Origin of the sequence: Microbacterium sp. GXS0129 (assembly GCF_044769785.1) — a bacterium.
Classification (GTDB): domain Bacteria; phylum Actinomycetota; class Actinomycetes; order Actinomycetales; family Microbacteriaceae; genus Microbacterium; species Microbacterium nymphoidis.
Genome location: NZ_JBIZVZ010000001.1, coordinates 468,410 through 480,031, shown reverse-complemented (window position 1 = coordinate 480,031; position 11,622 = coordinate 468,410). Strand labels below are relative to the sequence as shown.

General features: G+C 70.2%; 10 protein-coding genes. 5 read left to right on the top strand and 5 right to left on the bottom strand.

What is annotated here, in order from left to right:
• Positions 1–172: 172 nt before the first annotated feature.
• The 3 genes from ACIQJ5_RS02115 to ACIQJ5_RS02105 all read left to right on the top strand — a co-directional run bounded on the left by ACIQJ5_RS02115 (position 173) and on the right by ACIQJ5_RS02105 (position 3,248).
• A complete protein-coding gene (locus ACIQJ5_RS02115; protein ID WP_231090681.1) occupies positions 173–859 on the top strand; it encodes a DsbA family protein in 687 nt (228 codons plus the stop codon).
• Entirely contained in the window at positions 856–1,890 is a 1,035-nt protein-coding gene (locus ACIQJ5_RS02110; RefSeq protein ID WP_402840420.1) for an MsnO8 family LLM class oxidoreductase, read from the top strand. Before ACIQJ5_RS02115 ends, ACIQJ5_RS02110 begins: the two co-directional genes overlap by 4 nt.
• A gap of 146 nt (positions 1,891–2,036) precedes the next feature.
• Entirely contained in the window at positions 2,037–3,248 is a 1,212-nt protein-coding gene (locus tag ACIQJ5_RS02105; RefSeq protein ID WP_402840417.1) for an acyltransferase family protein, read from the top strand.
• Positions 3,249–3,572: 324 nt separating this feature from the next.
• On the opposite strand, the gene ACIQJ5_RS02100 is transcribed toward ACIQJ5_RS02105, so the two are convergent.
• The 4 genes from ACIQJ5_RS02100 to ACIQJ5_RS02085 form a co-directional block, all read right to left on the bottom strand.
• Positions 3,573–5,198: a LuxR C-terminal-related transcriptional regulator gene (locus tag ACIQJ5_RS02100; protein ID WP_308070562.1), complete on the bottom strand. Its 1,626-nt coding sequence runs from the start codon at positions 5,196–5,198 to the stop codon at positions 3,573–3,575.
• 68 nt (positions 5,199–5,266) lie between these two features.
• Positions 5,267–6,223: a prephenate dehydratase gene (gene pheA, locus ACIQJ5_RS02095; protein ID WP_402840412.1), complete on the bottom strand. Its 957-nt coding sequence runs from the start codon at positions 6,221–6,223 to the stop codon at positions 5,267–5,269.
• A gap of 40 nt (positions 6,224–6,263) precedes the next feature.
• Complete coding sequence (locus ACIQJ5_RS02090) at positions 6,264–7,385, bottom strand: Dyp-type peroxidase (RefSeq protein WP_402840409.1); 1,122 nt, start codon at positions 7,383–7,385, stop codon at positions 6,264–6,266.
• Complete coding sequence (locus ACIQJ5_RS02085) at positions 7,382–8,692, bottom strand: right-handed parallel beta-helix repeat-containing protein (RefSeq protein ID WP_402840406.1); 1,311 nt, start codon at positions 8,690–8,692, stop codon at positions 7,382–7,384. Before ACIQJ5_RS02085 ends, ACIQJ5_RS02090 begins: the two co-directional genes overlap by 4 nt.
• Positions 8,693–8,935: 243 nt before the next feature.
• Between ACIQJ5_RS02085 and pgm the strand changes: the two genes are divergently transcribed.
• Both pgm and ACIQJ5_RS02075 read left to right on the top strand, forming a co-directional pair.
• A complete protein-coding gene (gene pgm, locus ACIQJ5_RS02080) occupies positions 8,936–10,576 on the top strand; it encodes a phosphoglucomutase (alpha-D-glucose-1,6-bisphosphate-dependent) (RefSeq protein WP_402840403.1) in 1,641 nt (546 codons plus the stop codon).
• On the top strand, positions 10,573–11,022 hold the full coding sequence (locus tag ACIQJ5_RS02075) for an NUDIX hydrolase (protein WP_402840400.1): 450 nt from the start codon (positions 10,573–10,575) through the stop codon (positions 11,020–11,022). The genes pgm and ACIQJ5_RS02075 overlap by 4 nt, the downstream gene beginning before the upstream one ends.
• Before the next feature lie 17 nt (positions 11,023–11,039).
• Here the strand turns inward: ACIQJ5_RS02075 and ACIQJ5_RS02070 are convergent, their stop codons facing one another.
• Entirely contained in the window at positions 11,040–11,612 is a 573-nt protein-coding gene (locus ACIQJ5_RS02070) for a hypothetical protein (RefSeq protein WP_402840397.1), read from the bottom strand.
• Between the last annotated feature and the right edge of the window lie 10 nt (positions 11,613–11,622).

Sequence of the window (11,622 nt, the reverse complement as noted above, 5' to 3'; positions counted from 1 at the left end):
GCTATCCCCTTGCGCCGAAGGATGGATGTGGTGTATGCACATTGGTCCTATTTGGATGAGTAGTGCACGAGAACACCACGATTCGTGCATCGCTTCATCTGATCATCGAGGCAGATCGTTTCGCGTCGCCGCCGTGGGGAATAGTCGTCACCTCCGTCGCGTTCCAGCCCACATGACCGACACCAGCACCGGCCCCGTCACTTCCCACCGCCTCGCCGTCGATGTCTGGCTAGACGTCGCATGCCCGTTCTGCGCCCTCGGCGACAAGCGTCTGGAGAACGTCCGTGCCGGGCTGCCGTTCGGTGACGACATCGACGTGACGTATCACTCGTACCAGCTCGACCCCTCCGCACCCGCTCACGGCGAACCGGGAACCGCGGCGCAGAAGCTCATCGCGCGCGGCATGGACCCGCGGCAGCTGGAGGCCTCGCACCGCCACCTCACCGAGCAGGGCCACGCGGAAGGATTCCGCTTCTCCTTCGAGGATTCCGTGCCGTCCAACACGTTCGACGCCCACCGCTTCCTCCAGGCGGCGCGCGCCGAAGGTGTCCAGCAGCCTGTTCTGGACACCCTGTTTCGCGCGTACTTCTCTGATGGCGAAGACGTCGGCGACCTCACTCTGCTGCGCGATCGTGCCATCGAAGCGGGCCTGAGCGCTGAGCTCGCCGACCGCGTCGTCGCGGACGCCGACGCCTTCCGCGGCGAGGTGGAGGCAGACATCGCACAGGCTGCCGCCTACGGCATCCAGGGTGTTCCGTTCTTCGTGATCGACGGCCGTTACGGCATCTCCGGCGCCCAGCCCTCGGAGGCCTTCGAGCAGGCCCTCACCCAGGTCTACACGGAGATCAACGCGAAGTGAGCGCGCCGCTCGCCCTCTCCGTCCTCGATCTCATCCCGGTACGCACCGGACAGAGCTCGACGCAGGCCGTCGCCTCCGCACTGGAGCTCGCGGTACGCGCCGACGAGCTGGGGTATCGCCGCTACTGGTTCGCCGAGCATCACAACATGCCGGCGGTGGCATCGACCACTCCCCCTGTGCTGATCGCCGCAGCTGCCGCGCGCACCCGCCGGATCCGCGTGGGTTCGGGCGGCGTCATGCTTCCGAATCATGCGCCGCTGGTCGTGGCCGAGCAGTTCGCCGCGCTGGAAGCGCTCGCGCCGGGTCGCATCGATCTCGGAATCGGGCGGGCGCCGGGAAGCGATCCCGTGATCACCCAGCTGCTGCGCCAGAGCGGCACGTCGTCCGACGTGGAGCGCTTCCCGCAGCACATCGCCGACATCCTGGCCCTCACCGGCGAGGACGGAGCCAGCATGCGGTTCGTGAGCGGTGGCGAGTACGTCGTTCGCGCCACTCCGGCGGCCATCGGCCGCCCCGACGTCTGGCTCCTGGGCTCGAGCGACTTCTCCGCCCAGCTGGCGGCGCAGATGGGCCTGCCGTACGTGTTCGCGAACCACTTCTCCGGATCGGGGCTCGAACGCGCGCTCGATCTGTACCGCACCTCCTTCCAGCCTTCTGCCGACCTCGCCGAGCCCCGGACGTTCCTGACCGCGAACGTCGTCGCTGCGCCGACCGCCGAAGAAGCGGAGGCTCGTGCCCTGCCGCAACTGCGGATGTTCGCGCGCATGCGCACCGGAAAGCCTCTCGAGGCCCTGGAGACCGTCGATGCGGCCCAGGCCGCCACCGAGGATGCGATGACAGCGGAGTTCATGGGCTCTGCGCGCGCTCGCTGGTTCGTGGGAACCGGCGACATGGTGCGCAGCGACCTCTCCGCTTTCGCCGCGAAACACGGCCTGGACGAGGTCATGATCTCGCCGGTTGCGGGTGCCTACGAGGGTGAGGATCTCGCGACCGCTCCGGGGCGGATGCAGACGCTGGAGCTCATCGCCTGAGGCCGGCGAACGCCCACGCCGCCCGTGTGAGCGGCCGCGGGGCTCGTTGCCGCACCGCCTCGAACCTGCCTCGTCGCACCCGGGGAGAGAGAACGAGGCCGGGCGCGGCGGCGAGCTAGACTCCCCCTCGTACGCAGGGGGTGTCGATGACGACTGAGGCAACGACGGGGACGATCACGGCGACGGGTGGCATCACCCGTCCGCCCACGCGCATGCACGCGCTCGACGGACTGCGCGGTCTCGCGGCTGTGGCCGTCGTCATCTGGCACGCGCTGATCTCCACCGACCTCGGCCGGTTCATCTCAATCCAGCTGGACTCCGCGACCGCCACCACGGCGGAACGGGCGGAGCCGTTCTCGGTGGCGTGGTGGGTGTGGGACACGCCCCTCCGACTGGCGAGCATGGGAACGAACGCGGTCACGATCTTCTTCGTCCTCAGCGGATTCGTCCTGGTGCTCCCGCTGCTGCGCGGCAGATCCATGAATCTGTGGAGCTATTACCCGCGCCGATTCCTTCGCCTCTGGATTCCGTCGGCGGCGTCGGTGCTCTTCGCTGCAGCTCTCGTGGTCCTGACCCTCGGCGTGCCCCGCGGCGGGGAGAGCGCGTGGGTGCGGGCATCGACGATCGACCGGCTCAGCATCGGAGACGTGATCTCGAACCTCTTCCTCATCACCGGCCGCGCTTCACTCAACAACCCGCTGTGGTCGCTGAAATGGGAGCTGCTCTTCTCCCTCCTCCTGCCTCTCGCCTTCCTTCTGGTGCTCCGCGTGGACCGTCACTGGTCGCTGTGGGCCACGGTTGCGCTGTGCGCGGTGCTGAGCGGCCTCGGCGGCTGGTTCCTGGTGCCGGCCCTGCAGTTCGGTCCGATGTTCGTGGCTGGCGCCGCCGTCGCGAAGCTCTACCGCACCCGCATCGTGAAGCCCGCTCCCTGGCGGTCATGGGTGGCCACCGGCGCGGGTCTCGCGCTCATCGCCGTGCCGGATGCGGCGCGCACGTTCGGCGGGCTCGCTCTCACCGACCGAGCATCCCTGGCGCTCAGCGCCAGCGTCGTCCTCGGCGCAGCGCTCCTGGTCTTCGGGCTGAGCGTGCCGTCACGTCTCACCACGTTCGTCGGCATCCCGCCGCTGCGCTTCCTCGGCCGGATCTCGTTCGGGCTCTACCTCGTCCACGTGCCCATCATCGTCGCGGGCGCCCTTCTCCTGCCCGATGCGACCGCGGCGCTCTGGCTGACGCTGCCCGCGTCTTTCATCGTCGCGTGCCTGTTCACGATCTGGGTGGACGAGCCGGCCACGCGCCTCGCGCACCGGGTCGGCACATCAGCGGCTTCCGCGGTGGCGACCGCGTCCTCGAGGGTCTGAGCTCAGACGACGAAGAGCGGCGGATGCGAGGCATCCGCCGCTCGATCGCAGTGGTCGATCTCCCGATCTGGAAGAGACGGGCGGCGGGGGGGTGCCGAGCCGTCGATCGGGCGCACGCCGTGGGGCCGTGCAATGAGGACGCTCGCGAGGGGGGCGCGAGCGGCCTCATCACTGTCTCGATCGGCGTCGTCAGGGACGAACGCTCTTCGTGATCCCAGTCAACAACCCCATGCGGGTGCATGGAAGGGTGGGCGGGGAAGACTACCCGCCCAGCCTACCCGCTCCCCTCGCCGGCGCGAGCGGACAGCCGTCCGCGCCACCCGCTCACCCGGCGTGGACCGAACGGGAGGGAGGATCGGCCACGCCCAGCGCCGCCGCCTCGTCCCGGCTGGCGACACCCAGACGTTTGAGGATGTTCGCCACGTGGAACTTCACGGTGTTCGGCGAGATGAACAGCTGGGCGGCGATCTGCGCGTTCGTGCGGCCCTGCTGCAAGAGCGCCAGCACCTCGCGCTCGCGCTCGGTGAGTTCCACCCGTCGGGCGGCGCCGGTCACCGCGCTGCGCTCCGGAAGCACGTCGGCGAGCTGAGGCCGATCGACCGACCGCGCGAGTTCGCGCAGCGCCTGCACGTCGGCGTCCGGCAGGAGCAGTGCCCAGGCACTCCGCCCCGTCCCGGGGACCTGTTCCGCCACCCGGGCGAGCTCCGAAAGCGCGGCGGCCTGATTGCCCAGCCGGAGGTGAGCGGCGGCGCGGACCACGGCGTAGAGCCCCGTCGCTCGCACAGAGCGGGGGCGGTCGTCCTCCCGCAGCGCGGCGGTCAGATCGCCCGAACCGGAGACGAGTGCCGCGTGGCTGCGCAGCACGTCCGACAGGTAGGGATCGGCCTGCAGGCCGGGAGCGCGCAGCAGAGGCCCGATATCGCCGCCGCGCATGGCCTCCGCCAGCGCCAGCAGCGTCGTCCGCCAGCCGCGATCGGGCCCCGTGACGGTGCGGGCCGCATCGGGAAGTGCCTGCAGCACCCCGATGGCGGCCTCGGGTCGCCCCAGGGCCAGGAGCGTGGCTGCATGAGCGGTCCCCAGCGGTGAGATGAGCACCGAGGGGCTCGTGGACGCCACGGCGTGCATGGTGATGTGCAGCGCCCGCTCGGGATCGATGAGGTCCAGGGCTGCCCAGATGCGCGCGGCCTGCACCAGCGCCCACCACGGATCACGACCGACCGCCGATCCGAGTTCCTGACGGTTCGGATCCAGCGCAGGTCGCGTGTAGGCGGCCACGAGCGACTGATCGCCGACGATCGTCCCCGCGATCGCGAGCCCCCAGTCGGCCTGCATGAGAGCCGGCTCGCGAGGGTCGGCCACCTGCGCCCGCACCCACGACCACAGCCGCACGGCGCGCAGGTACTGCTCCGAGAACATGTACACCATGGCGAGGTCGCTCGCCGCGACGGCGAACTCGGGCAGCTCCCGCGAGCCCACCCCCGGCTCGATCGAGAGGACGAGCTCCGCCCCGCGTGCCGCGATGCGCAGCGCACCGTCCTCGTCCCCGATCAGATGCATCGCGAACGCCGCGAAGGAGAGATTGCGTGCCCGCTGCGCCGCCGACGCCGGGTGCTCCGCGAGGAGGCGACGGGCGGCGTCACGCAGCGGACGATCAAGGGCGTCCACGGACCCGGTCGCCTCGGCGCGGGCGGTGGCGACGGTGAGCAGGATTCCGGGATGGGCCGGATCGCTGAGGGAGGCGACGCCCGACTCCACCGGCACCGCACCCAGCGCCTCGTGCAGCTGCAGACCCCGGGTCACGATCTCGCTGATGGCGGTGCGCCGGGCAAGCCGGTCCGCCTCCTCCGCGTGGCCCTGCCGGATGGCGGTGACGAAGCCCGCGATGAACGAGTCCACCGACGCGTCGCGCACCCGTGACTGCGAACGCCACCCGTCGTCGTCCCCCGTCATGCCGACCACCTTAGCCGCAGCGCCACGGGCGCGCATCGCTGATTCGGTCGACTCCCGGCGACCCGGGATCACTCTTCCGGTTCGCCGCTGAGAATGCCGCGCAACCAGTCTCGTGCCTCGACGAAGAGCTCGTCCGCATAGCGGTCCGAATAGTGCACCACCTGCCGGTCCGCACGGGGATAGGAGCCGAGGAACACCACGCGCGGGCTGAATCTGCGCACGCCCATCAGCGCGTCGGCCATGCGCTCATCCTGTACGTGACCGTCGGCGTCGATGATGAAGCGATAGCGGCCCAGGGTGTCGCCGATCGGACGGGACTGGATCAGGCCGAGGTTGATGCCACGCGTGGAGAACTGCTCCAGCAGCTCCAGCAGACCACCGGGCCGGTCATCGGAGAGCTCGGCGATCACCGTGGTCTTGTCGGCGCCGGTGGGGGGCACCGGTGCCACCACACGGGAGACGAGCACGAAGCGCGTGACGGCATTCGCGTTGTCGCCGATGTTCTCGGCCAGCACCTCGACGTCGTAGTGCTCGGTGATGTTCGGCGGAGCGATCGCCGCCTCCACCGTGAGTGAACCGTCGAGCAGACCGATGGTGCTGGCCACGTTGCTCGCGGCCGGGACGTGCGAATGGGTGGGGAGGTTCTCCTGAAGCCAGATGTGGCACTGCGCGTAGGCGACGGGGTGGGCGGCGATACGGGCCACGTCGGCGAGCGCCGTGCCGCGCGGCGCGACCAGCACGAACGACACCGGCACCAGGTACTCCCCCACGATGCGAAGACCCGGGATGGTGGCCAGGGCGTCCTGCGTGGTGGTGACGCCGCCGTCGACGGAGTTCTCGATCGCGATCATCGCCGCATCGCTGCGGCCGCTGGTCACGTCGGCGAGGGCCTCGCCGACGTTGTGCACCGGACGCCAGATCTGACCGCGCGCCTCCGGAACCTGGGCGAGGGCGGCCTCGGTGAACGTCCCCGCCGGGCCCAGATAGCTGTAGGTACGGCGTTCGGCATCCGACGGCAGTGACATGAGTGTCAGCCTAGTTCCTGCCCGTGCCGCACACGGACGGTCAGCCGATGGCGGGGTCCGGAACGAAGAACACCCCGCCGGCATCCGTGTAGGTGTGCGAGATGAGTCCGTCCTGCTCGTCGAGGCGGCGCTGGGTCATGATGAACGTCGCGGGGTCGTTGAAGAACGCGAGGAACAGCAGCCCCGCCCCCGGAGCATCGCCGAGAGCATAGCTGCGGCGGAGCATGAGCGGGCGGCCGATGTTGCTGGGGTGCGCGCGCCGTGCGTGCGCGGCCGTCGGCGTGAGCAGACGACCCGTCTCGGACTTCGCGAACAGATCGACCTCCGCCATGCCGTCGCCGCCGGAGAGCGGAGACCCGGTGTCCCGGCGGCGGCCGATGGCCTCCTCCTGCTCCGGCACCGCCAGGCCGGTGAAGGTCGACTCGATGTGCATCCGTCTCACGACCGCGTACGTGTCGCGTCCCGTGCCCGTCCACACCCCCGCGTCCAGCAGGTCCGCCGTCCGCGGGTTGATGATCCCGTCCACGAACCCGATCGGCGTGCGGGTCGTCCCCGCGGGTGTCGGCGCATCGCGCGAGCCGTTGCTGCGCCAGAGCACCGTGGCCTGCGGGGTCGCGGCGAGGATCGCCCTCATCCGGTCGGCGACGGCCGCCGCCGTCTCCGCAGAGACCTCAACCAGGAGGTCCCCGGCGGCGAGGAACGGCGCCCGGTCATTGCGGAAAGCGGGAAGCGGCTCGGCATGCGCCACCCGCTCCGGCCAGACCGCGGCTGCGAGCGCGGGAGCGACGCCCACCAGAACCGTCAGCTCCCCCGCGTCCGGGGTGACCTCGCTCGTGGCGGTGTGAATCGCCTCGACAGCGGTGCGGACGTCCGCCGGCGTGGTCGACGCGAGGGTGAGCACCGCAACCGTGAGGTGCCGCGGGGGCACCTCGGGCCAGGTGGCTCCGGGCAGGCGGTGGGCCTCGGCCAGCGCGCGCTGTTGCGTACTGCTGGTGGTGCTGGCCGCCGGATCCGGGGCGGCAGCCGATCCCTCGCCCATCCGCCCGAGCGCGAAGCCGGCTGCCCCGGTCACGGCGGCAGCGCCGATTCCCGCGAAGAGCGACCGGCGACCGATCTTCCGCGTGGTGCCGTCGCCCGGCTCCATGGTCGTGCCTTCGCTCATGCGGCGGGATCTGCGAGCAGATCGGCAGCAGGCACGCTCACGGTGCTGACGTCCGGCAGGTCCACCGCATCCGGCAGCGTGCGCGGGGTCTCATCGACGCTGTCCAGACCGGGACGTTCGGGCGTCGTCGCCACCTTCGCGAAGCTGATGCCGGCGGGGGCGACCGGCTGGGCCCAGGCGGCCGGGGCGATCCCGTCGCTGCAGCGCGCCGTGGCGAGCGCGGGCGGTTCGCTTCGTGCACCGGCAGGCAGCTGGAAGCAGTTCTGTGATCCGGCATGCTCGGCGCTGGGTGCGAACACCACGGCCAGCGCCGAGTCGTCCCAGACGTTGTCCGTGACGCTCGTGCCCGACGGGGCGAAGTCGTCCGAGGAGTTCACCCAGACACCCGCGTTCGGGTTGCCGGTGATGAGGTTGGCACGCACCACGGCGTCCACCGTTCCGGACAGGCCGACGCCCACGCCGAAGGCACCGGTCGCCTGCTCGGGCGTCTGCGACTCGTCGTTGTCGGTGATCACGTTTCCGGCGATCCGGACGCCCCGGGTCGGACCGTGCGCCTCGAGGTAGTTGGAGAGGATGGTGAGGCCGATGCGGTTGCGCGTGATGCGGTTCCCGGCGATGACGACGTTCGACGCGTTGGCGAGTTCGATGCCCACCGCGTTGAGGGTGACGACGTTTCCCGAGACCTCGGCGTTGCAGTCCTCGCACTGGCCGACGTAGATCCCCGAGTCCGATCCGCCGCTCGCGAGGTTCGAGCGGATCACTCCCCCGGTGCGGTTGAACGCGTAGATGCCATACAGGCCGTTGTTCTGCGCGGTGACGGACTGCACCAGATACCCGGCGACGGGGTCGGCCACGTTTCCCGGGAGATAGCCGTCCGGCCCCCGCGCGACGCCCGCACCGTTCTCATCGGTGACCCCGGTGATCAGGACGCCGTTCTGCACGAAATTGCGCACCGTGAGGTTCTCGACGCTGACGCGCGCTCCGGTCATCACGACGCCGTTGCTGCGGGTGAACTCGCCGTCCAGGATCACGCCGTTGCGGTCGGTGCCGCGCACGGTCACATCATCGGCGCGCACCTCGAGCGAGGAATGGTACGTGCCGGGTTCGATCATGATGATCCCGCCGGCGGCGACACGGCTTCCGGCATCGGCGAGCTCGGCGTCATTCGTCACGGTGACGACGTCCTGGGTATCGGCCGGCGCACTCGTCGCGGATCCCTCGGGCGCACCCGGCGAGCACGCCGTGATCGCGCCGAGGACACCGACGGCCGCCATGATCGACACGGCCCAGCGGACAGGGCTGCGCATGCTTCTCCTCCTCATGCCCCGGGGGGAGGGCTCGTGGAACGTCGGCCGTGTCGGAGCGGCTTGGTTCCACCGTAGTGGGTGTTGCACTCACCACGCTCGCGAGATCGCGCCGTGGAGCCGCCGCCGTCCGGGAATCGAGACCGCCCGTGCGGCGGTGGATCGGCGGGGCTTCCGGCTGTCTTTCAGCCGTGTACTGCGGTAATCGAGCATGCGTGTTCGGCCCGTTCGGTGCAGACTGAGGGCATGACTCGCGCAGGACAGCCCGCCGAACCCGCAGACCTCATCGACGTCGATGCGCTGATCGCGGCGTACTACGACCGACGACCCGACCCGAATGTGCCGGCCCAGCGCGTCGCTTTCGGCACCAGCGGCCACCGCGGATCCTCGTTCTCGACGAGCTTCAATGAGGACCACATCCTCGCCACCACGCAGGCGATCGTGGACTACCGTGCAGCGCAGGGCATCGCCGGCCCGCTGTTCCTCGGTCGCGACACCCACGGCCTCTCGCTTCCGGCCGAACGCACGGCCCTGGAGGTCCTGGTCGCGAACGGCGTGGACGTGCGACAGGATTCGCGGGAGTCGTGGGTCCCCACGCCCGCGCTGAGCCACGCCATCCTCACCTACAACCGGGGACGCGACGCCGCCGATCCCGGCCGCGCGGACGGCATCGTGGTCACTCCGTCGCACAACCCGCCCACCGACGGCGGCTTCAAGTACAACCCGCCGCACGGCGGCCCCGCCGACACCGACGCCACCGGCTGGATCGCCGACAGGGCCAACCGCCTGATCGCGGCCGGGCTCGAGGGCGTGAAGCGTGTGCGCTTCGCCGACATCGACGGCTCCACGGTGGGAACCTACGACTTCCGCGAGGCCTACGTGCGCGACCTCGCGAACATCCTCGATCTCGACGCGATCCGCGAGGCGGGCGTGCGCATCGGCGCCGACCCGCTCGGCGGGGCATCGGTCGAGTACTGGGCGCTCATCGGCGAGATGCACGACCTGGACATCACGGTGGTCAATCCCGATGTCGACCCCACCTGGCGCTTCATGACGCTGGACTGGGATGAGAAGATCCGGATGGACCCGTCGTCGCCGTCGGCGATGGCCTCCCTCGTCGCGAAGCGGGATCAGTTCGACGTGCTGACCGGAAACGATGCGGACGCCGACCGTCACGGCATCGTCACGCCGGACGCGGGTCTCATGAACCCGAACCACTACCTCGCCGTCGCCATCGCCTACCTCTACTCGCACCGCCCGGGCTGGCGCGAGGATGCCGCCATCGGCAAGACGCTGGTGTCGTCGATGATGATCGACCGCGTAGCGGAGTCCCTCGGGCGCCGTCTGCTGGAAGTCCCGGTGGGTTTCAAGTGGTTCGTCCCGGGTCTGCTCGACGGATCCGTGGCGTTCGGCGGCGAGGAATCGGCCGGCGCCTCCTTCCTGCGCACGGACGGATCCGTGTGGACCACCGACAAGGACGGCATCCTGCTGGCGCTGCTCGCGGCGGAGATCATCGCCGTCATGAAGCGCACGCCCTCGCAGCTGTACGCCGACATCGAGGCGCAGTTCGGCGCCTCGTCGTACCAGCGCGTGGATGCCCCCGCGACGCCCGAGCAGAAGGCGGCACTCGGCCGGCTGAGCCCCGATGCGGTCGCCGCCACCGCCCTGGCCGGTGAGGAGATCGTCGCCAAGCTGTCCCACGCCCCCGGAAACGGCGCGGCCATCGGCGGTCTCAAGGTGCAGACCGAGCACGCGTGGTTCGCGGCGCGTCCGTCGGGGACCGAGGACGTCTACAAGCTGTACGCCGAGTCGCTGCGCGGCGAGGATCACCTGCGTCAGGTGCAGGAAGAGGCTCGTGCGGTGGTCTCGGAGGCGCTCGGCGAATGAGCGCCGAGCATCATCTGGAGTTCTACGAGTACGAGACGCGACTGGCGGCGTACGCGGTCATCATCGATGAGCGCGGCATGCTGCTCAGCTGGTTCAACCACCCCAAGCGAGCGGGATGGTCGCTTCCCGGCGGCGGCGTGGACTTCGAGGAGACCGTGGAGCAGGGACTCGTCCGCGAAATCTACGAGGAGACCGGATACCACGCCGAGATCACGGGGCTGCTCACCGTCACGAGCAGCACGTGGCCGACCGGCGATCGGGGACGGCCCTTCAAGGCGGTTCGCGTGATCTTCTCGGCCCGTGTGGTCGGCGGAGAGCTCGGCACGATCGAGGTGGGCGGCTCTACGGATCACGCCGACTGGATTCCGCTCGCCGAGGTGGAAGCGGCGGTGCCACCCACTTCCACCGTCCGCGCCGGACTCGACGCCTGGCGTGCCGCCGGCTGACCCCGCCGTGCCCGGGCTCATCGCGACACGAGCAGCCAGATCACGACGATCACCGGAACGATCACCGCTGCCCAGAGCATCGCACCGAGAATCCGTTCGGCCCACGATGACGCCCCCGGATGGCGGCGGGCGGCGGTACCCGGAGCGAGGGGCTCGGAGTCGACGGTAATCGGCACCGCACGAGCGCCCAGCTGGGCGACCAGACCGGCGTTGCGTGCGGTGATGCCGATCACGCCACCGGCGCGCGTGCGGATCACGAGACGGCGCACCGAGCTGGCCGTCCGCGCCGGAAGCAGCAGGGACTCGATCACGACCACCTCCTCGATGTCCGCGAGAGCGACCGCCCGACGAGGGCGCAGAGCCGATCGGACCACCAGCACATCACGCTCGATCGAGGCGTCCACGAACCGGGCGACGAGCGCAGCGCCGACCAGCAGAGCGGTGCCCGACAGCGCCGCGATGACCGCGAGCGTGACCGTCGTGCCCGGGTGTGAACCGGATCCGCCGACGATCAGGGCCAGCCACACGACGGAGGTCAGCAGCGCGGTCGCGGCACCCCCCACGAAGACACGGGCGGCGATGACGGACACCCTGCCATTC

What these genes read in the sequence shown, in the direction of transcription:
- ACIQJ5_RS02115 (WP_231090681.1), top strand. Translation starts at nt 173, where the DNA reads ATGACCGACACCAGCACCGGCCCCGTCACTTCCCACCGCCTCGCCGTC.
- ACIQJ5_RS02105 (WP_402840417.1), top strand. Translation starts at nt 2,037, where the DNA reads ATGACGACTGAGGCAACGACGGGGACGATCACGGCGACGGGTGGCATC.
- ACIQJ5_RS02100 (WP_308070562.1), bottom strand. Translation starts at nt 5,198, where the DNA reads ATGACGGGGGACGACGACGGGTGGCGTTCGCAGTCACGGGTGCGCGAC.
- pheA (WP_402840412.1), bottom strand. Translation starts at nt 6,223, where the DNA reads ATGTCACTGCCGTCGGATGCCGAACGCCGTACCTACAGCTATCTGGGC.
- ACIQJ5_RS02090 (WP_402840409.1), bottom strand. Translation starts at nt 7,385, where the DNA reads ATGAGCGAAGGCACGACCATGGAGCCGGGCGACGGCACCACGCGGAAG.
- ACIQJ5_RS02085 (WP_402840406.1), bottom strand. Translation starts at nt 8,692, where the DNA reads ATGCGCAGCCCTGTCCGCTGGGCCGTGTCGATCATGGCGGCCGTCGGT.
- pgm (WP_402840403.1), top strand. Translation starts at nt 8,936, where the DNA reads ATGACTCGCGCAGGACAGCCCGCCGAACCCGCAGACCTCATCGACGTC.
- ACIQJ5_RS02075 (WP_402840400.1), top strand. Translation starts at nt 10,573, where the DNA reads ATGAGCGCCGAGCATCATCTGGAGTTCTACGAGTACGAGACGCGACTG.